Raw genomic sequence first — 24940 nt, forward strand, 5'->3', positions numbered from 1 at the left:
TGCAAGCCAACGATAGGATGGCAAACTGTTCGCGATGTCCTCGCACAGCTGTTCGCGATGTCCCCGGTCCAAACAGGGGGGAGATGGCAGCTTCAGCGTCTCGCTTATCCGCAAGCATTGGAGATTGGCGAAAGCCAATGCGACATCCAATCTCCCCACTAGAGGGGGAGATGTCCGGCAGGACAGAGGGGGGCGCGAAGGAACGCGAGTTGCGCGATTTCGCAGCCCTGTCATCCCCTCCCCATCCCTCCCACCTGCTCCGCGGACAAAAACAGCAGCACCACGTCCGACATGCCGAGCAGCGGCGTGAAGGTGACGATGGTGATGCCGCCGGTGGCGTTGGTGCGGGTCAGCCCTTCGGAATAGATGTCGAGCGGCGGCTCCTCGTCGAACCAGACGCCGTGCAGCGTTTCGCCCTGCCATTTTTCGCGGCCCTTCTCGTAGCTCTTGAACGACAGCACCGATTCGTCGGCCTGGACGTCGCCACCGCCGCCCCAGCGCACCACGACGCTGTCGAGCGCGCCCGGCGCCCGCCCCGCCATCGTGCTGAGGATCGCGTCGGCCGGGATCATGCCGGTGCCCCAGGCCGCCTGCTGCTGCGGCGGGCCGATCAGGATGCGCTGCGGGTTGTCGCGCGTGCTTTCGCCGGTGACGCCGGCCGCCCACATCCGAACCGGACAATCGAAAACCTTGCCTTGCCACCAGTCGGGATAGCGGCCGGTGAGGTGCATCGCCCACTCGGCGCCGCCCGCCCTCGTCTTGCCGAGCTGGTTGCCGGCCATGAACAGACGCTCGCGATTGGTCGCGCCGGCGGCGTGGAATTCGGCCTGTCGGGGATAGGGCCGATAGGCGGCAAGCTGGTTAGTGCGGCGCCTCCGGTCGAGCTCCGCCAGCAGGCTGAGGTATTCCTTCCTTGCCGCCCGGCTGTGCGAGGCCTTTTGCGGGGCGTGGTCTTTCGAGGAACGGCCTGAGGACGGCCTCGAGGCCGCGGATGCGCTGCCTGATTTCGTCATCGCTCAATGCATCCAGATTGTTGATGTTGACACTAAGATCCTTCGGCAGCACCGACAGCACGAGCTTCAGATACTGGTCGGGTTTTTCGGCGCGCACCTCGGCGATGACGCCGGCGCCATGGGCGCGGAAATCGGCGCGGATCGCTTCGAGAAAGCCGTCGGCCAGCGTCTTCTTCGCCCGCCTGGTCTGCTTGCCGGGTGCTTGATCGTGCGGCTGCGGATCGCCGGCGGAAGGAGCTTTGGCCATGCCCTACTCCGCCGTCCCGGCGGAGATCGCCGGCTTCTTGTTGCCTGGCCGCACGATACGCTTGCGCGGCTTCGCTTTCTTGGCGGCGCGCGCCGACTTCGGCTTCGGCGGCTGGCTTGCCGATTTCGCATCGGTCGTCGTGCCAGGCCGCAACGTACCGGCGTCGGGCAACGCATTCAGCCTTGCCCTTAGAATTGCCGCCGCCTTGCCGTCGAGTGCTCCCAACGGGAAGCCGAAACCGCCGACCGCGTCGCCGGGGCCGCCGCGCACCATGCCGATCCGCACGCCGACGACAACCTGCTCGAAGCGGCCATGGCGTGCATAGGGTGCGGTGCCGGCGAACTCGCCAATAGCGCTGACGACCTCTCGGCCGTCATCGTCGATGATGATGGTGGCGTAACGGTTGGACATGGTGCTTTTCCTGGGATGGGCGCACGGCGGCGCGCTAATTTGAGGATCCTCGAGGTCGCGTTCCGTCGCGCCCCCCTCTGTCCTGCCGGACATCTCCCCCACAAGGAGGGAGATTGGCTGTCATCACCGCTTTCGCCAATTTTGTAGGATGCAAAAAAGGTGCTGTCGCCCAAGCTGCCAATCTCCCCACTAGAGGGGGAGATGTCCGGCAGGACAGAGGGGGGCGCTGTCCCGCCAACTTCACAGCCGGCAGCACGCACATCATTCGATCGAAAGATAAAGCCTGAAACAAAAAACCCGCCTCGGCGGGCGGGTCGTTGGAGCCAATTAGCACCATACGCAGATTAGTAGCATAGCTGCCGGCACAAAGCAAGAACAAAATGTGGCACGGTGGAAAAAAAGCGATTTCCTTTGCCCGCCGCGAGGTTGTGCTCAAGAAACGGTCGCCAAGGTTGTGTTCATTCGCGCCCCCTCTGTCCTGCCGGACATCTCCCCCTCTAGTGGGGAGATCGGCAGTTCCAGCGCCTCGCTGCGTCCGCCCACTTCACAGCCGGCAGATCACGTAACGTTTGGTCGAAAGGGAGCCTGAAACAAAAAACCCGCCTCGGCGGGCGGGTCGTTGGAGCCAATTAGCACCATACTCAGATCAGTAGCATAGCTGCCGGCACAAAGCAAGAACAAAATGTGCCATCGGCGGCAAAAAATGGGAACTTCCCTCGGTGCCTCGGCTGTCAGCCGGCAAGCTTGCGTTCCTTCGCGCCCCCCTCTGTCCTGCCGGACATCTCCCCCACGAGGGGGGAGATCGGCAGCTTTGGCGGCAGCGCCTTTTTGCACCTACAAAATTGGCGAAAGCGGCAATGACAGCCAATCTCCCCACTAGAGGGGGAGATGTCCGGCAGGACAGAGGGGGGACGCTGTCCCGCCGACTTCATAGCCAGCTCACGTAACGTCTGATCGAAAAAGAAGCCTGAAACAAAAAACCCGCCTCGGCGGGCGGGTCGTTGGAGCCAATTAGCACCATACCCACATTAGTAGCATAGCTGCCGGCACAAAGCAAGAACAAAATTCACCTGAGACGCGAAAAAACGCAGAGTAGCCGATTGGCGAAGCACACTGGAATGTCCGGCGAGACGCCACCGTCCGGATCAGAACAGGCATTCGCGCGTTTGACCCTTAGCCAATGGGAGCAAAAATCATGAACGTCGCCAATCTGCAACTCGAAGGCCTGCTTATGGCCATCGCATCGATCAATCAGGTCCTGGTCCGCAAGGGCGTGCTCTCCGTCGAGGAGATAGATATCGCATTGCGCAAGGCCGAAGCCAGCGAGACCAACGAGGAAAGGTCCGAGGGCATGTCGGCGTCGAGCCGCGACGCCGTCAACTTCCCGATCCGACTGCTGGAGTTGGCCAATCAGTGTCAGCCGGAGACGGACATGCCGTCCTTCTCGAAACTGGCGCGCATGGTTGGTCAGATCAAGGAACCTTACAACGACCAGATGTGAAGCGGCGATCGAGGATGACCGCCGCAGCAAGCTTTGGCATCATCCCCTGCCAAGCCTCAGCGCCAGGACGCGGCCCGGCCCGTGCACGGCGGCAAACAGCAGCCCGGCCAGGAAGGTGAAGTGATCGACGAAGAAGCCGAACTCCGCCTGGTTGCCGGCCCAGTGCGACGGCCCGTGGAAGGCGAAGCCCAGGAACAGCACATAGGCGCCGGCGACGAGTGCTGCCCATGAGAAGAAGGCGCCAGTCAGGAAGCATAGAACGAGGACGACCTCAAGCAGGGCTGCGCACCAGGCCAGGAAGAGCGGGAATGGAAACCCGGCCGCCGCGATATAGCCGGCGGTGGCGCCGATATCGACGAATTTGAAGATCACGGCCATCAGGAAGACGGCTGCGAAGATCAGGCGGGCGATGAGGATTGCCGCGGTCTGCCACGGCGACTGGACGGTTGATTGAGCGGTTTCCAAGGTCACGACCTCCTCCCAAGAGTTACGATGGTTGTGCCCCAAGGACGCACCACCAGCCGCAAGCCCGACATCATCCCCCGAAAAACCTGCAGGAGACAAGTGCGCGGGGAGAAGGCCTCGCAAGACCAGGTTCCTCGCCCCATTCATGGGGGAGAGGTGGCGCGGCGAAGCCGCGACGGAGAGGGGGACCGCGCCAGCAAAGAAAAGGCCCCTCTCCGGCCGCTTCGCGGCCCTCTCTCCGCCGCTTCGCGCGGGCGAAGAACCCGAGCCTGGAACTACCCTAAATTCACCTTCGGCTGGCTGATCGGCTCCCGTACGGTTCCATGCTGGCTGCCCCAGCGGTCGGTCATCGCCCAGCGTATGTCCCACAGTTCCGGGAAGAAGCGGTGGCGGGCGCCGGCCTCCAGCAATTCGACCGGCCTGCCCTTCAGCGATTTCGCGCCGAGGCCGATCGTGCGGTGGATGAGATAGAGGTGGTTGGCGCGGAATTTCTGGAACAGCTCGTCGAACTCGACCAGCGCTTCGGCAACGACATAGCTGTCGCCGTGATCGTAGCCGGTATCGTAGACATCCTCGACCGAGAGGCCGCGGCCGTCGAGGTATGACGTCTTGAAGGCCCGCCACAGATCCGGCGGCAGACGCAACAGCTGCTTGAAACCCGGCGATTCCTGACCGCTGCCATTGCCGAGTTGCAGCCGGATCTGCTGGTACTCCTTGGGCGACATGGTTTCGAGCAGGTCGAGCTGCGCCGTCATCAGCCGCATCAGCCGGTGCACGCGTCCCATCAGCGTGACGATGCGATGCGTGTCCTGCTTTTCCAGGAAATCGACGACGTCGACCAGCGTGTAGGCGATGAGCTTCATCCACAGCTCCTCGACCTGGTGCACGATCTGGAACTGCAACTCGTCGGCATTCACCATCTCGGCCAGCGGCTTCTGGCAGGCCAGCAGCCTGTCGCATTTGAGGTAGACGCCATAGTCGCGCATCTCAGGCGTTTCGATGCGGGCATAATAGTCCTGCTTGTCCATGGCCATGCTCCTTGCCGCGGCCGTTGGGCCGCAGGCGTTTGTTGGATCCCGGTCCCCGAGTCTAATCGCTTTCTTGCCGAACATTGTCCCTTTCTGTTATTCGATTGGCGAGAAATGAAGGACGAAAGCTGCTTCTGAAGCAGACAGAAAGAACGAATGATGCTGGATGCGGTCGACCGGAAGATCGTCGCGGCGCTCGAACGCGATGCCCGCACCTCCTTTGCCGCGCTCGCCGACGAGGTCGGCTTGAGCAAGACGCCGTGCTGGAAGCGGGTCAAGGCGCTGGAGGATGCCGGCGTCATCCGCGGCTACTCGACCCGGATCGACCCGGCCAAGCTCGGCTTCGGCATCGAAGCCTTCATCCAGGTGTCGATCGATTTCGAACTGTCGGACGCCTTCGAGGCGGCGGTCAAACAGCATCCGCTGATCCGCCGCTGCCACGCCACGACTGGCGAGGCCGACTATCTCCTGCAGATCGTCACCGTCGACATGATGGCGCTCGACAGGATGCTGCGCGAGGAGCTCAGCCGGCTGCCCGGCGTGCGGCGCACGATCACCTCGATGGCGATGCGCGAGATCAAGGGCGGCATCTCGTTCGCCAATGCCGTCGGGCATGCACAGACCGAGCGATAGACCGGTCAGGCTCTGGTCATCAATTCGCGGCCCAGCCGCTTCGGTTGCTCGGCGCGCAGAACCACATTTGTCGTCACCGTGCCGTACCGGCCGATGCTGTCGACGATGCTTTCAAGGTCGGGCGGTGACGGGACCACGACCTTGACCAGAAAACAATCCTCACCGGTCACCCGCAGCACCTCGACCACCTCCGGCAATTGGGCGAACTTCTTCAGGCAGGCCTGGATATGCTCATGCGTGGTGCGCAGGCGGATGACCGCCATGGTGCCGAGCCCGAGCGCTGCCGCCTTGTAACCGGTGATGACCCCGCGCTCCTCCAGCCGCTTCACCCGTTCCGAGGTGGCGGGCTGGGACAGTCCGACGCGGCGGCCAAGCTCGGAGATGCCGATGCGGCCATCCTCCTGCATGATTTCAATGATCGCCAGATCGGTGGGATCGAGCCTTGGCCGATAATCGCCGTTCCGCATGTTCGCCTTTAATCCATCGGATTTCGTCGCTGCTTTCCGATGATCTCTCATTCCGCTGCCCGGGGAAAGACCTAGAATTGTGCGCGGCATCAGGAAAGAAGGGCTTCGCATGACCGATTTCATCATTGTGCCGGGCATCGGCGGATCGGGCAAAGCCCATTGGCAGACGCATTGGCAGCAGGCGAGCCCGGCGATGCGGCGGTTCAGTCCGGCGAGTTGGGATGCGCCGGATTTCGACGACTGGGTGGCAGCACTGGAAACCGCTGTATACCAGGCATCGACACCGCCGGTGCTCGTCGCCCATAGCCTCGGCTGTCTGCTGGTCGTACACTGGCAGCTGATCTCCCCCCGCTCTATCGGCGGCGCGTTGCTGGTCACCGTTCCGGACCCTGCGTCGCCGGCCTTCCCCTCCTCCGCCCGGGCCTTCGCCGACGCGCCGCAACAACGGCTTCGCTTTCCGTCGCTGATTGTCGCCAGCACCAACGATCCCTACGGCTCGCTGGACTATGTCAGGGCGAAATCCGAGCGCTGGGGCAGCGATCTCCATATCGCCGGGCCGCTTGGCCACATCAATGGCGACAGCGGGCTCGGCGACTGGCCGGTGGGAATGGAGCTGCTGACGGCTTTTCTCGGGCGAACGCAAGCAAGCGCCCGAGGCGCCGTGCTTCAGCCGTGACCGCAATGGGACGGCTACCGCGCCGCCGTCCTGATCTGGTTTGCGCCGCGGCGCCGCGCCTCAGTTCGATGCTGCGGCAGGCGTGCTGAGCTCCAGGAACGGCACAGTCGAACCCGGGATCATCGACTTCGGCAATTCGCCGTTCCATCTCTCCGCCTTGGTCAGTTCGACCAGCAGCGGATTGTTGGCGATTGCGGCGGCGCGAGCCTTGATGGCGCCCGCGGTCGCATCGCCTTCGACCCTGGTCTTGTAGGCGCTGGCCTCGGCTTCGGCCTTGACGCTGTCGGCGCGGCCCTTGGCCTGGGTGACGGCGATATCGGCCTTGATCTTTTCCTGCTGCAGGTTCTGTTCCTGCTTCTGCACCTCGACCTGCGCCGTCATCCTGGCTTCGACCGCCTGCTCGTAGGCGTCGGAGAAGTCGATGTTCTCGACCTGCACGCTGTCTATCATCACCGGGCCGTCGGTTACCGCCGCGATGGCGTCAGCGACGTCCTTGTTGAACTTCGCCCGGTTCTGGATAACCGACACCGCGTCGTACTGGCCGAACACGGTCTTGATCTCCTGCGGTGCTTTCCTGGCAATGACACGGTCGGCCAGTGCCTCGATCGATCCGTAATTGGTGTAGACGTTGCTGACTTCGGCGGCCGGCACGTGGAAGTTGACGGTGACGCGCATGTCGGCCGGCTGCTGGTCGCGCGAATAGGCCTGCATGGCCGGCAGGCCGCTGCAATCGTTCTGGTTCTCGCAGCCCCATTTGAGCACCTGCTGGCGCAGGCTGATCTTCTCGACGCGCTGCAACCATGGCAGCTTGAAATGCAGTCCGGGATCGACGACCGAACTCAGCGCCCCGTTGGTCAAGAGCACGCCGCGGTCGCCCTGGTCGATCGTGTACCAGGATCCAAACAGCGCAAAGATGCCGAGCGCCACGATGAGGAGTGCGACCAGGCCGCAACCGATCGACCCCGACGCCGTCCCCGGCTTGCCCTGCGGACGGCCTGAATTGCCTTGCGTTTCGGTCATTACCCCACCCCAACCCGATTGCCCGTGCTGCTTTTGCCCACAATAGTGGCGGCATTGCAATCCTCTCGACATGGAAGGATCTTCGCGCCGGCCTGGCGGACCGGCGGAATGGTTCAGGCTGGCTAGCGGATTTCCCCTGCAGCCGCGGCAGCGGGCTGGGACGCGTTGGCTGGCATCTCCTTCTGCCGTTCGGCATCGCTTTTGCGCTTCGGGCAATCCTCGTAGTCGTGGTCGCGCCCACCGCAGTAGGAGCAGCATTTTGCCGGCGCGTCGGAGCGAAGCATCGTTGGCATGCACAAGGATGCACGAAAACCCGACAGATTGCGACGGCTTGCGCACCGGCAACGTCGATTTCGCCACGGAACCGCTGCCGCCGCATGAAAGTTATCTGCTCATTGCAACGGGAGCACAGGACATGGCCGACGACCCGAACCGCTACGAGACCGGAGCAAGGAAATATCCGGCAAAGATGAGCCCCGACGCGGCCGACCAATTTTCGCAGGATGCGGCCGGCAACAAGCCGCCTCCCGGCGGCATGGGATTGACCAGGCCGGCTGACGATTTCGACGACAAGACCCGGCATTCGGAGGGCCGGAACCCGCCGCGCGCAGCGATCCGGCCAGACGACAAGGCCACCGCCAAGAAGCCCGGCGAGGATCCAAAACGATGAACGTCGCCAATCTCCAGCTCGAAGGATTGATGATGGCGATCGCGGCCGTCAACAATGCGCTGGTCCACAAGGGCCTGCTGTCGGTCGACGAGGTCGACATGGCGTTGCGCCAGGCCGAGGCGGCGATGACCAGCGACGAACGTCTCTATGAAGACATGTCGCCATCCAACCGCGACGCCGTCTGTTTTCCGCTCAGGCTGCTGCAGGCGGCCAACAATGCCCAGGGGGAAACCGGCGTACCGCCCTTTGCCGAACTGGCAAGGATGGTCGGCCGGACCAAGCAGCCCTATAACGACCAGATGTGATGGAGGACACCATGGCCGACGACAAATCCAAGACCAAGCAGGATCGCAAACTGGTTTCCGGCGAAGAGCCATACGAGGTCGCTGCCTTTGCCCGCAAATTCGGCATACCGCAAAGCGAGGCCGCGACCATCATCAAGCGTTACGGCCCCTCGAGGAGGAAGCTCGACGCGCATATGGCGAGCCGCAACGCCTGATCCAACTCTGGCGGCGGCCGCCGTTCACGCCGGAAGCGTCCCTGCCCTGCCGCCTTGTCGAGAGTATTGGCACCGTCAGCCGTGACCTGTCGGGTTCGCCCTGTGGGGATTCAACGCCTGGTTTTGACAGCCGCGGAATACTCTCGCCGCGCAACAACTCATTTACCTCGACGCTGTACCAGTCCGGTGAGCAAAGCCGGGGGTCGGATGCAGGAACAATTATTGCGCTATGAATGTGTCATGGAGCCGAACGGCCGTTGGATGGTGTGGGACATCGTTCACGATCTGCCGGCGCAATTTTCGGAAATCGCGCTGATCGGCCTGAGCCGTCGTGAAGCGGTTTCGCTCTGCCGGCTGCTCAACGAGACGAGCCGTTCCGAGACGCGGCAGAGCCGGGCCTCCTGAGAAGCGCGTGCGTCTCAGGCCTGTCCAGGCGAAGAGGATTTCACATGCGGTCGACAATATTCGGTCTGGTCCTGCTGCTGCCGGCGGCCGCACTGGCAGAACCGATCAAGACGCAGAAGATCATCACCGCGGCGACCGGCGATTGGAACGGCGACGGTGCCGCCGATCTGGCGATGATCGTCGAGACCGAGCCCGGCCATCCCATGGATCTGCATTTGTTCCTCAGGGACCGCGACGGTAATTTTCTCAGACCTGCCGGGGTCGTGCATGAACAGATTTACGGCGAATGGAAGGATTACGAGCGGCCGGGCCCCGCCACATCCGACACCGAGCCCGAACTCACTGCGCTCCCCAACGGCTCGATCAAGCTCTATGTTCCGGCGATGGAGATCGGCAGCGAGCGGACCAACAAGACGCTGACGCTCGCCTGGCGCAACGGCACGTTCGTCGTCGCCGGTTTTGCCTATGAATATTGGGATTACATGGACGACAATGTTGCCGGCGACTGCGACTACAATGTGCTGACCGGCAAGGGCAAAAGCAGCAAGAAGTTGGCGGACGGCAGCACCAGGCAAGCGACCGTATCGGTCGAAGGCAAGGTCATCCCATTTGCGGAATGGGCTCCGGGCACTGGCTTCAGCGCTTGCGGAGAGTGAGAGGTTTCGGTTGCCTCACTGCAGCGGCGGCTTCCACAGCAGACTGTTGCGATCGGCGGACTTGACGCGCAGCCAGGTTTCGCGGCCGTCGCGCAGCACCCGGAGCGGGATCTCGGCGCCCGCCGGGCCGCTGTTCCAAAGCTTGCGATAAAAATCGGCAAGCCCATCGACCGCCGTGTCGCGGACATCCGAGATGACATCGCCTTGGCGAAGGCCCGCCTGGGCGGCTGGACCGCCCTCGGCGACGCTCATCACCACGACCTTGCCGTCGCTCTCCGCCGAGAAGGCGCCGAGCCACGGCCGCGGCGGCTTGGCGACCTGCCCGCGCGTCAGCAGATCGTCGAGGATGGGCGGCAGAAGATCGATCGGCACCACCATGTTGATGTCGGCGACCTCGCCGTTGCGGCTCATCTGCAGGCGCAGCGAACCGATGCCGAGCAGCCTGCCATCCGCGCCGATGAGGCCGGCGCCGCCCCATGAAGGGTGAGCCGGCGCCGTGAAGATCGCCTCGTCGAGCAGATATTCCCAATAGCCGGCGAATTCCTGCTTGGTGACGATTCGCGCCCGCACGGAGCGGCCGACGCCGTCGGAGAGCACGACGGGATCGCCGATCTTCGCCCTGGACGCGTCGCCGAGCGCAATGGCGGGCAGCCCGAGCGGCGCCAGCGCCTGCACCAGGCCGAAGCCCGACTCCTGGTCGTAGGCGAGCGCATGGGCGGGAACCACGCGCCCGTCCTGGTCGGCCAGCCAGACCTCCTCGGCCTCGGTGATGAGATAGCCGATGGTGAGTACCAGCCCGTCGCCGCGGATGACCACGCCACTGCCCTCGCGGCGGGTGCCAAGTGTATTTGCCGTGAAGGCGTCCTCCGGCACGGTGGCGCGGACGGCCACGATGGATCGCAAAAGGGGTTCGATATTCATGCTTTGGTTCCTGGCAATGTTCGCAGGCTGATATGGGCTATAGGTATGGCGCAGGTGATCAGGCGCAAGAGGTGGCGCCGGCTTTGGCGTGGACCGGCGCCGCGCCGTTTGCGCCGGGTTTTGCAACAGCGCCGGCAGCCCTATCTGTACCTACGGCTATCCCAAGCTGCCCTATGCAAAGTTCCTCCGCCACTACCCACGTTGATATCTGATATCCTTCCAACCCAACCCTTCCAAAGGCCTGCCAAATGAACGACTACGCAACGGACCAATACACGCCGCCGAAAGTCTGGACCTGGAACAAGGCAAATGGCGGCGCTTTCGCCAGCATCAATCGGCCGATCGCCGGCCCGACGCACGACAAGAAACTGCCGGTCGGCAAGCATCCGCTGCAGCTTTATTCGCTGGCGACACCGAACGGCGTCAAGGTGACGATCATGCTGGAGGAACTTCTGGCGCTCGGCCACAGCGGCGCCGAATACGACGCCTGGCTTATCAGGATCAACGACGGCGACCAGTTCGGCAGCGGCTTCGTCGAGGTCAACCCGAACTCGAAGATCCCGGCCATGATGGATCGCAGTGGGAAAAAGCCGGTCCGCATCTTCGAATCCGGCTCGATCCTGCTCTACCTCGCCGAAAAATTCGGCGAATTCCTGCCGACGGAGCAGCCGGCTCGCGCTGAGACCCTGTCATGGCTATTCTGGCAGGTGGGCTCGGCACCCTATCTCGGTGGCGGCTTCGGCCATTTCTATGTCTATGCGCCAACGAAGATCGAATATGCCATCGACCGCTTCGCCATGGAAACCAAGCGGCAGATGGACGTGCTCGACCGACGCCTCGCTGAAAGCGAGTATTTAGGCGGCAGCCACTATACGATTGCCGACATTGCGGTGTGGCCCTGGTACGGCGGGCTGGCCAAGGGCCGCATGTATAACGATTCCGGCGAGTTCCTGGAGGTGGAGCAGTACAAGAACGTGCAGCGTTGGGCCGACGCCATCGACGCGCGGCCGGCGGTCAAGCGCGGCCGCATGGTCAACCGCACCTTCGGCGAGCCTTCGATGCAACTGCACGAGCGCCATGATGCCAGCGATTTCGAGACCAAGACGCAAGACAAGCTCGCGGCGGCCAAAAGCTAAGCCGACGACGCGCCGATCTCTCGCCTTGTAGGGGAGATCGGCAGCTTCGGCCGACTGCTCAGGCCGTCTCTACCGCCGCCATCCACAGCCGGCATCAACAAAAGGGAAAAAGGGAGCTTGCCAGCCGGTTGTAAAATGTGGCGTTGGGCACGGTCGTACAAGCAGCAGGCAGGTTTTCCCGCTAGCTCAAAAACGACCATATGAGTTGGGCGATATATATTAGTTGACTAAACTAGCGGAACGTCCAATGCACATTCCCAGAACCGAACATGTCCTGTCTAGACCATCATATCTATATGGGACATTACTACATAAGCTGAACGCGACCTCGACGGTTCGGCGGCACTGCCCTCAGACGCCGCGGCTTTACCTCCGCGCTTTTCGCCCCGGATCCGTAGATCAACCGGACGACGAACAGGAAATATCCAACCTGCATGACGATCAAGGTCAAGATCGTCCAGGCCAGCGTCTTCCAGATTGAACCCGTCGCAAGGTAAGTCGAGATCGCCACGATGGACGATATGGTGGTCAGCCCCACCAGGAACCGTGGAAAGTTCATGACTTTTGCGCCGCCCCGTAACTCGCAACAGCCGGGACGAACTCCCCTAACCCATTACCCCGGAGCAACGTTTTCACTATTTTGGCAATTGCGCAACCACCAAATAGAACAGCAGTTAACGCATGCTTCCGTGATCAAGGGCTGTGTGTCAGGTCACCAAGGTGGGCTGGCTTGGACGGCGGCTGCGCGTCCCTCCTCCCCGACCAGCTCTCCATAACCCCTCACAACCCCATCAAGCCCACGTATTCGCCACGTCTCCCCTTCGCACGCCTCGAGATAGGACTGGCCGAGCGGGACTTTCCCTCCGCCGTCCGGCAGGTCCAGCACGTAGACGGGATTGCAGATGCCGGACAGGCGCGCACGCAAGGCGCTGACCAGCGCCTGGCCCTCGGCGATCGTGGTGCGCCGGTGCGCCATTCCGCGCACGAGGTCGCCGTGGTGCAGGTAATAGGGTTTGACGCCAAGGCGATACATCAGCTCGCGGCACAGCTCTTCCAACACCTCGACCGTATCGTTCACGCCTTTCAGCAGAACGCTCTGGTTCAGCAGCACGAAGCCGCCCTGCCTTAAAGTACGGCAGGCCCGCTCGGTCGCCTCCGTGATTTCGCGTGGATGGTTGAAATGGGTGACGACAGTGACCATCAGCCGGCCCTGCAAGGCTTGAACCAACCGGCCGGTGACGCGCGACGGCAGCGCGACGGGTACGCGAGTGTGGATGCGCAACAGCCGCACGTGCTGGATCGCCTCGAGACGGGCGCGGATTTCCGCCAGCGCCTTGTCCGGCAGCGACAGCGGGTCGCCGCCGGTCAGGATCACCTCGCGGATTTGCGGATGGGCCGCGATATAGGCGAAGGCCTCGTCGAGAGCTTCGCGCGTATAGCCGCGGCCGATCGAGGTCAGCTGCTCCTTGCGAAAGCAGAACCGGCAATAGACGGCGCATTGATAGGTCGGGAACAGCAGAACCCGGTCGGCATGGCGATGCGTCAATCTCGGCACCGGACTGAAGGCGTGGTCGGCGATCGGGTCGTCGAGCTCGCCCTCCTGCTCTGCCAGCTCGTCGGGCGACGGGATGACCTGAAGCCGTATCGGATCGGCGGGGTCGTTCCAGTCGATCAGGTCGAGATAGGCCTTGGGGATGCGAACCTTGTGGCGCGTGGCCGCAGCTTCGGCCGCCGCCCGCTCGGCTGGCGACAGCGGCAGCGAATCCAGATCGCCTACATGCCGCACGCCGACGCGAACATCGTCCCGCCATGCGGCATCCGCTTCGCGAGCGCGCCGGTCATCGGCTGTCATGCCGGCCGCATCGACCGCCATGCTGGCGTCGGGGATGTCGGGATGTGAGGTCATTGCAGGCTCCTTCAATTTCGGCCGGGGTACAGCATTGGAGCCAGGACTTGAAGACAATAAGCGGTGTTGGCCGGGTTGGAGGGCGCGGCAGGAAGCCACAACCGGCCACTGATCGGCACAATCGTCCAACAGCGCTGAGACACAACATTAGCTTGCGCTCATATTAGCTTGAGCGTATACACATAAACGGCCGGTCATCTACCCCCCAACCGGTTAGGCTCGGCGCCAGTCCCTCCCTACCCCTCAGGTCAACGACGCCGGGCCGCTCGGGGTCCGCCCGGTCGCCCGCGGCTGAGACCGGATCGTCGACCTCTTCGATGTCGATCATGCCCCCTGCTCAAGCAGCACCCAACTGAACATACCAGCTGAACACATCGGCGATGCCCGCGTCTCTCGGCCTTCCCGTCGCCGGCCGCGGTCGCTAATCTCGGATTGCGAAAAAGCTGGAGAACAGCGTATGGCGAACGACTTGTCGCCAAGGCTGTTGGAGATTGTCAATGCGCTGCCCTTGCGGCAGGGCATGCGAGTGCTGGAGATCGGCTGCGGGCCGGGTGCTGCAGCGCGCGAGATCGCGCGCCGGATCGGCGGCGGGCACGTGCTGGCGATCGACCGCTCGGCCAAGGCCATCGCGCAGGCCGGGGCCGCTTCGCGCGCCGAGATTGCGGCAGGCCGGCTGAGCCTTCGCCAGGTCGCCATCGAGGATTTCGAGTTGGAGGCCGACGAGAAGCACTTCGACATTGCCGTTGCGGTGCGCGTCGGCGCGCTGGACGGGCGTCATCCCGAAGCAGGAAAAATCGCCCTGCAGCGGCTCGGCGCGGCGTTGACCGCGCAAGGCCGGCTGTTCATCGACGGCGGCGATCCGCTGCGCGAAATTGCGATACACGGCTGAACAGCTCGTGCTTAGCCTCCGGAATCGAGCGGCAGAGCTGGGTGCGCGCCTCAGCTCCGCAACCCCGGCGCCTCCTGCCCGGTGCGCTCGACATATTCGGTATAGCCGCCGCCATAGGTGTGGATGCCCTCGGGCGTCAGTTCCAGCACCCGGTTCGACAGCGCCGCCAGGAAATGGCGGTCATGCGAGACGAACAGCATGGTTCCCTCGTACTGCGACAGTGCCGTGATCAGCATCTCCTTGGTGGCGATGTCGAGGTGGTTAGTCGGCTCGTCCAGCACCAGCAAATTGGGCGGATCGAACAGCATCAGCGCCATCACCAGCCGCGCCTTCTCGCCGCCCGACAGCACGCGGCATTTCTTCTCGATCTCGTCGCCGGAAAAGCCGAAGCAGCCGGCCAGCGCCCTGAGCGGCGCCTGGCCGGCCTGCGGAAATGCATCTTCCAGTGTCTGGAACACGGTGCACTCGCCCTCCAGCACTTCCATGGCGTGCTGGGCGAAATAGCCCATCTTGACGCTGGGCCCGCGCGCCACCGTGCCATTGTCCGGCTCGGAAGCGCCAGCGACCAGCTTCAGCAGCGTCGACTTGCCGGCGCCGTTGATGCCCATCACGCACCAGCGCTCGCGGCGGCGCACCTGAAAATCCAATCCCGCGTAGATCAAGCGGCTGCCATAGCCCTTGTGCACGTTCTTCAGCGTCACCACGTCCTCGCCGCAGCGCGGCGCCGGCTGAAAGTCGAACGACACTTTCTGGCGGCGCTTGGGCGGCTCGACCCGGTCGATCTTGTCCAGCTTCTTCACCCGGCTCTGCACCTGCGCGGCATGCGAGGCACGCGCCTTGAAGCGCTCGATGAAGGCGATCTCCTTGGCCAGCATCGCCTGCTGGCGCTCGAACTGCGCCTGCTGCTGCCGGTCGGCGATCGCCCGCTGCTGCTGGTAGAATTCGTAATTCCCCGAGTAAGCGGTCAGCGAGCCACCATCGATCTCGACCACCTTGTTGACGATGCGGTTCATGAACTCGCGGTCATGCGAGGTCATCAGCAGCGCGCCGTCGTAGTTCTTCAGGAACTGCTCCAGCCAGATCAGGCTTTCGAGGTCGAGATGGTTGCTCGGCTCGTCGAGCAGCATGGCGTCGGGCCGCATCAAAAGGATCCTGGCCAGTGCCACCCGCATTTTCCAGCCGCCGGACAGCTTGCCGACGTCGCCGTCCATCATCTCCTGGCTGAAGCCAAGGCCGTCCAGCACCTCGCGAGCACGCCCATCCAGCGCGTAACCGTCGAGCTCCTCGAAGCGGTGCTGTGCCTCGCCGTAACGGGCGATGATCTCGTCCATTTCACCGGCGCGATCGGGGTCGCCCATCGCGTGCTCGAGCTCACGCATCTCGGCCGCCACTTCGCTCACCGGCCCGGCGCCGTCCATCACTTCGGCAACGGCGCTGCGGCCGGACATGTCGCCGACATCCTGGCTGAAATAGCCGATGGTGACGCCGCGATCGACCGAGACCTGGCCCTCGTCAGGCTGCTCCTCGCCGTTGATCATGCGAAACAGCGTTGTCTTGCCGGCGCCGTTAGGCCCGACCAGCCCGACCTTCTCGCCCTTCTGCAACGCGGCGGAGGCTTCGATGAAGACGATCTGCCGGCCGTTCTGCTTGCTGATGCTTTCGAGACGAATCATGGTTTTCCAGGAAAGGCCAAAGGAGAGTTCTCGCGCCAATACGCGATAGGCCGCGCCGGCGGAAGCCCGCAGTAGTGAGGCGCCCCGCGCCAAATTGTCTGAACCCAGTTGCTTCCCGGCTGGATCAGGCTTTGACGGCGTAGGGATGAGCCGGCGGATCAGCTATCGGTCAGGGCTTTTGTCGTCGCCAGCTTGACCCCGGCGGCGGCAAATGCCGCATTGTGCCGGGCGATGATCTCCGCGGCGGTCTCGCTGGCCGCGTCGAGCGTGCTGTGGGCGTCGGAAACCACGGTGCCCTTCACCGTGGCCGCCACGCAGAAATCGGTCTGCGCGCCGATCAGAACGACCTCGCCGGCGCCCTGCCCGGCCACCCATTCTGCAAGCGCGGCATTGCTGAACGCGTCGCCGACACGCTTGGCGAACGTCGGCTCGTCCTCGGCCTGGCCGAGCGCCGGCCACACCGGCCAGCCCGGCTCACCCGGCGCCAGTGGATCGCCCTGCGGCCCGTCATGCCTGATGAAGGCGACCTTGCGCCCGCTGCGCCGTGCCCATTCGATCAGCGCCCGGGTGCGGGCAACGATGCCGTCGGCATCATGGATCGGCGGTTCGGCAACACCGTCGAACATGCCGGTCTGAAGGTCGATCACGATGAGCGGCGCCGTGGCCGCGGGGCTGGTCCCTGACATGGTTTTTTATAGCACGAGGGCGGAGCTGATCAAGGATCAGGGCCGCGATGGCGCGCACGGGCAACCGCAAGTGGCTGGAGTTCGAGATATGTGACAATCCGCTTGCAGCGGCGCTAACATAGCGCGCCATTGGGATGTGGGTCAGTTCGAAATTCCGGCTATCGGCCGTGACCGGATTGCATTCGTGGCAAGCTCCTGCGAAGAAATTCCCATGACACATGCAGCCGTAGCTTTCCTTGCGATCGTGACTTCGGTGTTGGTTGCGATCCTACCCGCACAATCGCAAGAGTGGACGCCCTCGGAGGACGCGGTTCGAGATGCAACGGAAACGGTTGGTCGCTATTTCCTTTCGCTCGATAGCCAAGAGTATGGGCGGGCATACGAAATGATAACTGATACCGCCAAAGCTTCGATCCCATCGAACGCCTTCGTGGAGCAAAGTAAACATTTTCATTCTCAGGCCGGCGCTGTGCGCGAGCGCCGGCTACTCAAATTCACGTGGTTGAAGGACCCAGAGAACGCTGCCTTTCCTGGCGTCTATGCCGCAGTCGACATAGCGGCGAAGTTTGAAAACATCGATCGTTACTGCGGCTATATTGTCCTCTATCAGCGGCCGTCAGGTGGAAATTTTCGAGTCATGCGGGTCGAAAGCAACTTCATCGACAACTCTACCGCGAAAAGCATTGAAAAGACCCAATCGAAACTCGAATTGGATCGAGCATGGGCCGAGTTGTCGGCTAACTGTCCGAATTTTCCATCGTGAAGGTGAGGCGGTCCGTTTTTGTACCTTCCGCAACCATCGGCTTTTCGGTTTCCCTCGCTTCGATCAGCGCAACGATGTCGGTGAACTCCTACAGTTTGCCGGCCGAGGATGATGAACGCGGGGAGATCGCAGCGTCTGTCCTCATCCAATCCCACCTGTCAGCTCATAGGCGCCGGCGGCGCGCCCGTCCTAAAGCCGCACGATGGTGCCCTTCTTGCGGTTTGGAGGTTGGCGAAAGTGGAGGGGCAGTTCAATTCCCCCTTGGGGTCCCTCGGGCCCGAAGGAACGGGCCCTTCGCAAAGTAGCCGGCGGCCCCCGGTGCACGATCACACCCGGCCCGATGTCCCATCCTCGCCAAAAATCCCGGTCACCCAGTCGATGAACAGGCGTACCCGTGGCGCGAGCTGGCGGTTCTGTGGGTAGAGCGCCGACAGCGGTGTCGGCGACGGCGGGTAATCCGGCAGCACTTCGACAAGCGTGTCGCGTGCGAAATCCCCGGCGAAGCGGTAATGCGGCGCCTGCACCAGGCCGAAGCCGAGACGCGCCAGCTCCGCCATCGTGTCGGAGCCGTTGACCGTCACCCGGTTGGGCAGGCTGACATAGCGCAACGCGCCGCCGACGGTGAATTCGAGCGGCATGACCTCGCCGGTCCGCGACGAGCGGAAGCCGACCATCAGATGGCCTTCGAGATCGTCGAGGGTTGCCGGCATGCCGAGGCGTTCGCCCGCGAAGCGGCGCGGCCAACCTGACTGGTTGCCGCCCGGAAAGGCGGCGCCAGCCTCCGTGCCTCACTTCAACTCCACCCAGACCGGCGCGTGATCGCTGGCGCCGGTCTCGCCGCGCACGTCGCGGTCGATGCCCGCCGCTACCAGCCGGCGCGACAGCTTCTTGCTGAGCAAGATGTGGTCGAGCCGCAGGCCGGCATCGCGCGGCCAGCGATTGCGGCGATAGTCCCAGAATGTGTAGAGCGTCTCCGTCGGGTACTTCTTGCGCAGCGCGTCAAGCCAGCCCTGGTCGAGCAGCCGCTGGAACGATGCGCGACTTTCCGGCTGCACCAGCGCGTTGTCGTCATAGGAGCGGGTCGGGTAGATGTCGCGCGCCTCGGGCACGATGTTGTAGTCGCCGGCCAGCACCACGGGCAGGCCGGTGTCGAGCAACTGCGCCGCATGCGCCTCCAGCCTTTCGTGCCAGTTGAGCTTGTACTGGAATTTCGGGCCGGGCTGCGGGTTGCCGTTCGGCGCGTAGAGGCAGGCGACGACGATACCGTTGACCGCCGCCTCGATGTAGCGCGCCTGCTGGTCGCTATCGTCGCCGGGCAGCGCCTCGCGGGTCAGAACGGGTTCTGCGCCACGCGAAAGGATGGCGACGCCGTTCCAGGTCGGCTGCCCGACCCAAACCGCGCCGTAGCCGGCGGCCGCCAGCGCAGTGCGCGGAAACTGCGTCTGTCTCGCCTTGAGCTCCTGCAGGCAGGCGATGTCGGGTTTGGCGGCGGCCAGCCATGCGAGCAGGTTCGGCAGCCGGCTGTTGATGTTGTTGACGTTGAAGGTGGCGATCTTCATCGGCCTGCTTCAGCGCACGATGCGTTCGGTCCACGCCTTCACTGCATCAGCGAGCGTCTTCAGATGATCGGCGGTGGAGAAGCCGGAGATGTTTTTGCGCGGCTTCAGATCATGGTCGCCATCTTCCAGCCAGAGGATCTCGATCGCCTCGGACAGAGCATAGGTCGCGACCTCGTCTTTGGTCCCGAACTCGTCGCGCGTGCCCTGGAGGATCAATGTCGGCGTCTTGAGATCGGCGAGGTGCTTTGTCCGAAGCTGCGTCGGTTTGTCCGGCGGATGGAAGGGGTAGCCGAGGCAAAGCAGGCCCGAGATCTCGCCCTTCGAAAACATCTCGTCGGCGATCATCGAAGCGACGCGTCCGCCCATCGACTTGCCGCCGATGATGAGCGGACCCTCCACGCCCTTCGCCCGGAGGTCGGCGATCGCCTTGACGTATTCCGGGTTAACCGTCTCGGCGCGCGGCGGCGGCTTGCGATGGCCGTAGCGGCGGGCGGCCATGTAGTGGAATTCAAAGCGCGCGACGCGGAAACCGGCCGCGGCGAGCGCTTTTGCCGTGGCTGTCAGCGAGGGCGAGTCCATAGGAGCGCCTGCGCCATGCGCGAGCAGGATGGTGATGGCGGCGGTGTCGGGGCCGTCGAAGAGGAAGGTGGTCATGGGGTGGCCCGCAGATGAAGGCCGAGATCCTTCGCACCCCCCTCTGTCCTGCCGGACATCTCCCCCTCAAGGGGGGAGATTGGATGGCGTCGGCGTTTTCGCCAACCACCAAAGCTGAAAGGCACGCGGGGCGCCGGAGCTGCCGATCTCCCCCCTTGAGGGGGAGATGTCCGGCAGGACAGAGGGGGGTGTTCAAGCGCGGTCATTGAACCACCTATCCCGCCGATTTCCGCGCCAGCTGCAAATCCACGAACTGTATCCCCTTGGCCGCCATACGCGCCCATTCGGAATTGGCGTCGAGCTCGAGATAGCGCACCCAGCGACGCCGCGCCTCGGCGAGATTGCCGGCGTCGAACTCCAGCCTCGCAAGGTTGAACACCGCGTCGGCATAATTGGGATCGAGTGCGATAGCCTTCAGCAAATGGCGGCGCGCCGAGGCTACCCGCCCCTCTTCGCTCATCAGCCCGGCAAGATTGAACCAGGCCTCGACGAAGCCGGGATCGAGCTTTATCGCGCGGGCATAGTCGTGCGCCGCCTCGGCCGCGTGGCCGGCCGCGCGCAGGCAGTTGGCGCGGTTGAAGGCGGCGATGGCATCGCTCGGGTCGATGGCCAGGCAGCGCTGGTAGAGTGCCGCCGCCTGCTCGTGGTCTTCAGCCTCTTCCGCCGCCTCGGCATCGGCGAACAGCTCTTCCAGCGTGTCGTCATCCTGCGTTCCCAGATCGAACAGCAGCTGGCCGTCAAGTTCGCTCTGGCCTCCCTCGAGATAGATCGCGTTGGCCCGCCCATGCTGCGAGCCGACGGCGAGCGACTTGGCGGTGAGCGAGGCGACCGGGCCCGAGCGATGCACAGAGCGCGCGATCGCCCCCCATGAGGCGCCGCCGGCAACCAGCCCGGCATATTTGCGGGCGAGGATCAGGTCGCGAAAGGAATACGGTTCGCAATCATGCTCGAAGGCATCGAACAGCGACAAAAGGTCGAGATCCGCGCCGGTCAGCCGCGACTGGTCGATCAGGGACTGCCGCGACAGCGCCGAAGCCTCCGGCGCTTTCATCAGCCCGAGCAGGCGCAGGAAGCCGTTCTCGCTGACCAGCTTGCGCCCGGCCGCGCGCTCGGTGACGACGCGGCGTTCAATCTCGGTATCGCCGGCCCTGGCGAGCAACATGCGGCCCAACACGACATGTGTGGTGCGCCGAGTGACGCCGCGCCGCAACTGGCCGTGCCGGCGCTCGACCTCACGCGCCGCCAGCCTGAGCGGGAAGGCCGCCAGCGCGCCGACGATGCCGAAGACCGTGCCGGCGAGAGCCGTCACGCCTTGCTCTTGCCGACGGCTTTGAGAAGGTTCGCCTTGAGCGGGTTTTCCTTGGCCGCGGCGGCGCCGGCCTTGGCGGATTTCGCCGCGGGCTTGGCCGTTTCATCGGCCTTGCTCTTGGACTTGGCCGGCGGCTTGGCCGATTGCGACAGGCTCGCCTTCAGCGCATCCATGAGGTTGATGACATTGCCGCGCTCAGGCGCCGCCGCGATGATAGGCTTGTGGCCCTTGAGCTTCTCGCGGATCATCGCCATCAGCGCGATCTCGTAGCGGTCCTCGTAATTCTTTGGATCGAAGGTGGTTTCCTTCTGCTTGATCAGCGCTTCGGCCAATTGCAGCATTTCGGGATCGGGGTTTCCGGCCGGGATATTGCCGAAATATTCAGCCGTGCCACGCACTTCGTTCGGATTCCTCAAGGTGCAGACGAACATGCCGTTCTCGCGCGCGCCGATCGTCACGACGCGCTCGCGACTGGACAGCACAAGGCGGGCGATCGCCAGCTTGCCCGATTTGCGCATCGCTTCGCGCAGCACGGCAAAGGTCTCCTCGGCCATTGCGCCATCCGGCGCCAGGTAATAGGGCGCGTCCTGATAGATGACGTCGACCGAATGCTCGTCGACAAAAGCCTCGATGTTCATCGTATGGTTGGATTCGATGCGCACCGCATCGAGATCGGAGTCCTCGATGATGATGTACTGCTTGTCCTCGTATTCGTAGCCCTTGACCAGGTCCGAACGCTCGACCAGCCCGAGCTCGGGGTCGACCGGCTTCATGTTGATGCGGTTGTGCGTCTTCTTGTGCAGCTGGTTGAAGCTGATGCGTTCGCTGGCGCTGGTCGCCGGATGGAGCCGGACCGGACAGCTGACCAGACTGAGCTTGAGGTAACCTTTCCAACTTGCCCTGGGCGCCATGAAATACTCCTACGCGGCCTTGTGCTGTCGAACAGTTCGCAGCGTTCATTCGTCCGGAGGACGAACGGGACTGCCGAAATCCTACATTGCCCTTACAATACCGGGCCCTTACAATACCGGCAAATCCCTAGCGAAATCTTCCTCCGCTGAGAGCCGCCTGCACGCAAGAGGTCCATGGCGAAGAATAATTCAAATTTTCCGGAGCGTCGATGGAGTCTGGGGCCCGCAGAACTACCTCGCGGTGGCTATCAACGGCAAATCCCGGGCGAAATCTTCCATGTCGGCCCAAGGGTCGCCTGACGTCGCCAGCAGGCCCGGCAGTGACGAATAATTCAGGTCCTGCGGGGCGTCGACGGATTCCAGGTCGCTCCAGCTCACCGGTGTCGAGGCCGGCAAATTGGTGCGGGCGCGCAGCGAATAGGGAGCCGCCGAGGTGTGGCCGCGCGCATTGCGGTGATAGTCGATGAAGATGCGCCGCTTGCGGTTATCCTTGCCCATGGTGGTGGTGAAAGTGTCGGGCGCGGTGGCGGCAAGATGCGTGGAGATGGCGCTGGTCGCCTGATGCAGTTTCTTCCAGTTCTGCTTTTGTGTCACCGGCACGGTGATGTGGATGCCGTGGCCCCCGGAGGTCTTGGCGAACGGCACCAGCCCTAGCGCTTCGAGCTCGCTGCGAATATGCACCGCCGCCTCCACCACGTCGCGCCAGGCGATCCCCTCGCCCGGGTCGAGATCGAAAACGATCAAGTCAGGCTTGTCGAGCCGCGTGCGATGGGTGCCCCAGGTGTGGAACTCGACGACGCCGAACTGCGCCAGCGCCAGATAGCCCTTGGCGTCTTCCACCGAGAGATAGGATTTGGTCTCGCCCTCGGAGTTGGTCGCCTCGAAGGTCGCCACGGATGACGGCATGCCGGTGAAGGCATGGCGCTGGAAGAAACAGTCCTGCGGTCTGCCGGTCGGGCAGCGCACCAGCGACACCGGCCGGCCGAGAATGTGCGGCAGCATGAAATCGCCGACCAGCGCGTAATAGACGGCAATGTCGAGCTTGGTCGGGCCGGTCTTGCCGAACAGCCGCCGCGTCGGGTTGGTCACCCAGATGGTTGCGAGGTCGGCCTCGGCGATCAGCCGCTTGCGCTTGGCCGAAACCGGCGTCGACAGGCCGACGTCGCGCAGGCCGCGGAACACGGCATGGCGCAGCGCATTGTCGGTGGTCCGGTTGGCGTAGTGGATATGCGCCGAAAGCAGCGGCCGCACCCACTTCATCTCGCGCATGATTTCGCGCGGAACACCTTCCGGCGCGGACGCCCCGGCGCGCAACGGCTCCAGCCGCGCCAGCAACTCGCCGGCGGTGGCGGCGTCGAAGCCGGTGCCGACCTTGCCGCGATAGTGCAGCTCGCCATCCTCGAATTCGCCGAGACCGAGTGCGGCCAGCCCCTCGGCCGCGTCGGAGACAGTGTAGCCGGCGATAACGAAATCGCCGGTCTGAAGCGCCTTGGTCTTGGTCCAGGTCTTGGTGCGGCCGCTCTGGTAGACCGCCGTAGCACGTTTCGAGACGACGCCCTCCAGCCCCATTTCCGATGCCTGGTCATAAAGCGCCTGGCCGTCGCCCTCGGCGTGATCGCTGTACTGGATGGCGGAGTTGGCGCCAAGACCGGACAGCAGCTGCGAAAGCAGCGTCTTGCGCCGGCGGAGCGGCACTTGCCTCAGGTCCCAGCCGTCGAGATAGAGGAGGTCGAAGGCATAGAAGTGGAGCTTGTTGCCGGCGCCTTCGGCCAGCGCATCCTGCAAAAGGGCAAAGCGGCTGATGCCCTTGGCGTCGAGCGCGACGACCTCGCCGTCGATGATCGCCTCGCGGCAGGGCAGCCTGGCGAAGGCAAGCGGCAGGTCGCCATAGCGCTTCGTCCAGTCGAGGCCGGCGCGGGTGATCAGCCTGACCTTCCCGTCGGAAACATGCGCCATGGTGCGGTAGCCGTCGAACTTGATCTCGTGCAGCCAGGCTTCGCGCGTTTTTTCCGCGGGACCTTCGCCGCCCGGCGGTTTCGAAACCTGCGTCGCCAGTTGCGGCTCGATGCGGGTGGGCGGCGGCGCCTTGACGGCGCCCGGCAATGCACCTGGCTTCAGCACCACCGGCTTGGCAGGCTTGGCGGCCGGCTTCGGCGTTGCCACCAGTTCCTCGATGCGGCGTCCGGATTTGACGCTTTCCGGCCGGGCTTCCAATATGTCGAGCTTGGCGTCGGCGGCCAGATCACGCTCCTTGAGCAGCAGCCAGTTCTTCTTGCCCTCATCCTCGCCGGGCTTCGGTTTCAGCCGCGTCAGCATCCAGCCGCCATTCAGCTTCTCGCCGGCGAGGCGGAACTTGAAGGAGCCGGTGCGCAGGCTCTTCTCGACGTCGTCCATCGGCGCCCAGACGCCGGTATCCCAGACGATCATCGGCCCGCCGCCATATTCGCCTTCGGGAATGACACCTTCGAAGTCGATATATTCGAGCGGATGGTCCTCGGTCTCGACCGCCAGCCTTTTATCGGCCGGATTGAGCGAGGGGCCGCGCGGCACCGCCCAGCTCTTCAGCACGTCGCCGACCTGGAGGCGAAGGTCGTAGTGGTCGGCGGTGGCGTGGTGCTTGTGAACGACGAAGCGGTTGCCTTCCCCGGCAACCAGCCCGCCGGCGGGTTCCGGCGTCCTCGTGAACTCGCGCTTCGCGCGATAGGCCTTGAGCTTCGAAGGAGCTGGCATGGACTAGACGTAGGTGGCGGGCAAAAGCAACGAGCGCAGCATCAAAATCCCATCGCAGCGGCGCTCCAATGTCACGGCATCGATCCCAGGGTCTCCGCGACGCAGCTTCGCT

Annotated in this window: 28 protein-coding genes and 1 pseudogene; 11 read left to right on the plus strand and 18 right to left on the minus strand. The window is 63.7% G+C overall.

All coding sequences use genetic code 11. From position 1 onward, the window contains the following. Positions 1 to 230 precede the first annotated feature (230 nt). The 3 genes from NKJ17_RS30040 to NKJ17_RS30050 all read right to left on the minus strand — a co-directional run bounded on the left by NKJ17_RS30040 (position 231) and on the right by NKJ17_RS30050 (position 1671). Positions 231 to 782, minus strand: coding sequence for a terminase large subunit domain-containing protein (locus NKJ17_RS30040; RefSeq protein WP_352691392.1), 552 nt, complete (start codon positions 780 to 782; stop codon positions 231 to 233). Between the two features lie 79 nt (positions 783 to 861). After that, the gene (locus tag NKJ17_RS30045) at positions 862 to 1260 is read right to left on the minus strand and encodes a hypothetical protein (protein ID WP_352691394.1); all 399 of its coding nucleotides are present in this window, start codon (positions 1258 to 1260) and stop codon (positions 862 to 864) included. 3 nt (positions 1261 to 1263) lie between these two features. Then, the gene (locus NKJ17_RS30050) at positions 1264 to 1671 is read right to left on the minus strand and encodes a hypothetical protein (RefSeq protein WP_352691396.1); all 408 of its coding nucleotides are present in this window, start codon (positions 1669 to 1671) and stop codon (positions 1264 to 1266) included. A 1195-nt stretch (positions 1672 to 2866) separates the two neighbouring features. On the opposite strand from NKJ17_RS30050, the gene NKJ17_RS30060 reads away from it, so the two are divergent. Beyond that, positions 2867 to 3172, plus strand: coding sequence for a hypothetical protein (locus tag NKJ17_RS30060; RefSeq protein ID WP_023675713.1), 306 nt, complete (start codon positions 2867 to 2869; stop codon positions 3170 to 3172). A 39-nt stretch (positions 3173 to 3211) separates the two neighbouring features. Here NKJ17_RS30060 and NKJ17_RS30065 read toward each other — a convergent pair whose 3' ends face one another. Further along, on the minus strand, positions 3212 to 3643 hold the full coding sequence (locus tag NKJ17_RS30065) for a DoxX family protein (protein ID WP_254819626.1): 432 nt from the start codon (positions 3641 to 3643) through the stop codon (positions 3212 to 3214). Between the two features lie 269 nt (positions 3644 to 3912). Then, entirely contained in the window at positions 3913 to 4665 is a 753-nt protein-coding gene (locus NKJ17_RS30070) for a tryptophan 2,3-dioxygenase family protein (protein ID WP_352691398.1), read from the minus strand. Positions 4666 to 4821: 156 nt separating this feature from the next. On the opposite strand from NKJ17_RS30070, the gene NKJ17_RS30075 reads away from it, so the two are divergent. Further along, entirely contained in the window at positions 4822 to 5298 is a 477-nt protein-coding gene (locus tag NKJ17_RS30075) for an Lrp/AsnC family transcriptional regulator (RefSeq protein WP_352691399.1), read from the plus strand. Positions 5299 to 5303: 5 nt separating this feature from the next. Here the strand turns inward: NKJ17_RS30075 and NKJ17_RS30080 are convergent, their stop codons facing one another. After that, positions 5304 to 5765: an Lrp/AsnC family transcriptional regulator gene (locus NKJ17_RS30080; protein WP_352691400.1), complete on the minus strand. Its 462-nt coding sequence runs from the start codon at positions 5763 to 5765 to the stop codon at positions 5304 to 5306. 109 nt (positions 5766 to 5874) lie between these two features. Here NKJ17_RS30080 and NKJ17_RS30085 point away from each other — a divergent pair, with 109 nt between their 5' ends. Further along, complete coding sequence (locus NKJ17_RS30085; RefSeq protein WP_352691401.1) at positions 5875 to 6441, plus strand: RBBP9/YdeN family alpha/beta hydrolase; 567 nt, start codon at positions 5875 to 5877, stop codon at positions 6439 to 6441. Positions 6442 to 6501: 60 nt separating this feature from the next. Here NKJ17_RS30085 and NKJ17_RS30090 read toward each other — a convergent pair whose 3' ends face one another. After that, positions 6502 to 7461, minus strand: a complete 960-nt coding sequence (locus NKJ17_RS30090; RefSeq protein ID WP_352691402.1) for a prohibitin family protein — start codon at positions 7459 to 7461, stop codon at positions 6502 to 6504. Between the two features lie 301 nt (positions 7462 to 7762). Here NKJ17_RS30090 and NKJ17_RS30095 point away from each other — a divergent pair, with 301 nt between their 5' ends. From NKJ17_RS30095 to NKJ17_RS30115, 5 genes are all read left to right on the plus strand, one after another. Beyond that, positions 7763 to 8131 (plus strand): hypothetical protein, encoded by a 369-nt coding sequence (locus tag NKJ17_RS30095; RefSeq protein ID WP_352691403.1) that lies wholly within the window; start codon positions 7763 to 7765, stop codon positions 8129 to 8131. Further along, positions 8128 to 8436: a hypothetical protein gene (locus tag NKJ17_RS30100; RefSeq protein ID WP_352691405.1), complete on the plus strand. Its 309-nt coding sequence runs from the start codon at positions 8128 to 8130 to the stop codon at positions 8434 to 8436. Before NKJ17_RS30095 ends, NKJ17_RS30100 begins: the two co-directional genes overlap by 4 nt. A gap of 11 nt (positions 8437 to 8447) precedes the next feature. Beyond that, on the plus strand, positions 8448 to 8630 hold the full coding sequence (locus NKJ17_RS30105) for a DUF3606 domain-containing protein (RefSeq protein WP_352691406.1): 183 nt from the start codon (positions 8448 to 8450) through the stop codon (positions 8628 to 8630). Positions 8631 to 8870: 240 nt separating this feature from the next. Continuing rightward, positions 8871 to 9035 (plus strand): hypothetical protein, encoded by a 165-nt coding sequence (locus NKJ17_RS30110; protein ID WP_023675701.1) that lies wholly within the window; start codon positions 8871 to 8873, stop codon positions 9033 to 9035. Positions 9036 to 9079: 44 nt separating this feature from the next. Further along, positions 9080 to 9691, plus strand: coding sequence for a hypothetical protein (locus tag NKJ17_RS30115; protein ID WP_352691408.1), 612 nt, complete (start codon positions 9080 to 9082; stop codon positions 9689 to 9691). Positions 9692 to 9706: 15 nt separating this feature from the next. Here NKJ17_RS30115 and NKJ17_RS30120 read toward each other — a convergent pair whose 3' ends face one another. Beyond that, positions 9707 to 10612, minus strand: coding sequence for a S1C family serine protease (locus NKJ17_RS30120; RefSeq protein WP_254819635.1), 906 nt, complete (start codon positions 10610 to 10612; stop codon positions 9707 to 9709). A gap of 248 nt (positions 10613 to 10860) precedes the next feature. Here NKJ17_RS30120 and yghU point away from each other — a divergent pair, with 248 nt between their 5' ends. Further along, the gene (yghU, locus tag NKJ17_RS30125) at positions 10861 to 11748 is read left to right on the plus strand and encodes a glutathione-dependent disulfide-bond oxidoreductase (protein WP_352691410.1); all 888 of its coding nucleotides are present in this window, start codon (positions 10861 to 10863) and stop codon (positions 11746 to 11748) included. Positions 11749 to 12055: 307 nt separating this feature from the next. Here yghU and NKJ17_RS30130 read toward each other — a convergent pair whose 3' ends face one another. Together NKJ17_RS30130 and NKJ17_RS30135 are read right to left on the minus strand one after the other, a co-directional pair. Further along, positions 12056 to 12307 carry an exopolysaccharide production repressor protein gene (locus tag NKJ17_RS30130; protein ID WP_302896853.1) on the minus strand — a complete coding sequence of 84 codons (252 nt, stop codon included), beginning with the start codon at positions 12305 to 12307 and terminating at the stop codon, positions 12056 to 12058. A gap of 153 nt (positions 12308 to 12460) precedes the next feature. After that, positions 12461 to 13654 carry a KamA family radical SAM protein gene (locus NKJ17_RS30135; protein WP_502896256.1) on the minus strand — a complete coding sequence of 398 codons (1194 nt, stop codon included), beginning with the start codon at positions 13652 to 13654 and terminating at the stop codon, positions 12461 to 12463. Positions 13655 to 14111: 457 nt separating this feature from the next. Between NKJ17_RS30135 and NKJ17_RS30140 the strand changes: the two genes are divergently transcribed. Beyond that, complete coding sequence (locus NKJ17_RS30140; RefSeq protein WP_352691413.1) at positions 14112 to 14543, plus strand: SAM-dependent methyltransferase; 432 nt, start codon at positions 14112 to 14114, stop codon at positions 14541 to 14543. Positions 14544 to 14593: 50 nt separating this feature from the next. On the opposite strand, the gene NKJ17_RS30145 is transcribed toward NKJ17_RS30140, so the two are convergent. Beyond that, positions 14594 to 16216 (minus strand): ABC-F family ATP-binding cassette domain-containing protein, encoded by a 1623-nt coding sequence (locus tag NKJ17_RS30145; protein WP_352691415.1) that lies wholly within the window; start codon positions 16214 to 16216, stop codon positions 14594 to 14596. Positions 16217 to 16374: 158 nt separating this feature from the next. Next, positions 16375 to 16902, minus strand: a complete 528-nt coding sequence (locus NKJ17_RS30150; RefSeq protein ID WP_502896258.1) for an isochorismatase family protein — start codon at positions 16900 to 16902, stop codon at positions 16375 to 16377. Between the two features lie 211 nt (positions 16903 to 17113). Here NKJ17_RS30150 and NKJ17_RS30155 point away from each other — a divergent pair, with 211 nt between their 5' ends. Next, positions 17114 to 17665, plus strand: coding sequence for a DUF4019 domain-containing protein (locus NKJ17_RS30155; RefSeq protein WP_352507786.1), 552 nt, complete (start codon positions 17114 to 17116; stop codon positions 17663 to 17665). 326 nt (positions 17666 to 17991) lie between these two features. Here the strand turns inward: NKJ17_RS30155 and NKJ17_RS30160 are convergent. The 6 genes and pseudogenes from NKJ17_RS30160 to ligD form a co-directional block, all read right to left on the minus strand. After that, a pseudogene (locus NKJ17_RS30160) lies at positions 17992 to 18387 on the minus strand (LysR substrate-binding domain-containing protein); the annotation flags it as partial. A gap of 66 nt (positions 18388 to 18453) precedes the next feature. Beyond that, complete coding sequence (locus NKJ17_RS30165) at positions 18454 to 19224, minus strand: exodeoxyribonuclease III (protein ID WP_352507788.1); 771 nt, start codon at positions 19222 to 19224, stop codon at positions 18454 to 18456. A gap of 9 nt (positions 19225 to 19233) precedes the next feature. Then, the gene (locus tag NKJ17_RS30170) at positions 19234 to 19878 is read right to left on the minus strand and encodes an alpha/beta hydrolase family protein (RefSeq protein WP_352507789.1); all 645 of its coding nucleotides are present in this window, start codon (positions 19876 to 19878) and stop codon (positions 19234 to 19236) included. A 214-nt stretch (positions 19879 to 20092) separates the two neighbouring features. After that, the gene (locus tag NKJ17_RS30175; protein ID WP_352507790.1) at positions 20093 to 21187 is read right to left on the minus strand and encodes a tetratricopeptide repeat protein; all 1095 of its coding nucleotides are present in this window, start codon (positions 21185 to 21187) and stop codon (positions 20093 to 20095) included. Beyond that, positions 21184 to 22098, minus strand: a complete 915-nt coding sequence (gene ku, locus NKJ17_RS30180) for a non-homologous end joining protein Ku (protein ID WP_352507791.1) — start codon at positions 22096 to 22098, stop codon at positions 21184 to 21186. The genes NKJ17_RS30175 and ku overlap by 4 nt, the downstream gene beginning before the upstream one ends. Before the next feature lie 231 nt (positions 22099 to 22329). Then, on the minus strand, positions 22330 to 24828 hold the full coding sequence (gene ligD / locus NKJ17_RS30185; RefSeq protein ID WP_352507792.1) for a DNA ligase D: 2499 nt from the start codon (positions 24826 to 24828) through the stop codon (positions 22330 to 22332). Positions 24829 to 24940 lie beyond the last annotated feature (112 nt).

The sequence above is a fragment of the Mesorhizobium sp. M0208 genome, assembly GCF_040322015.1.
Classification (GTDB): domain Bacteria; phylum Pseudomonadota; class Alphaproteobacteria; order Rhizobiales; family Rhizobiaceae; genus Mesorhizobium.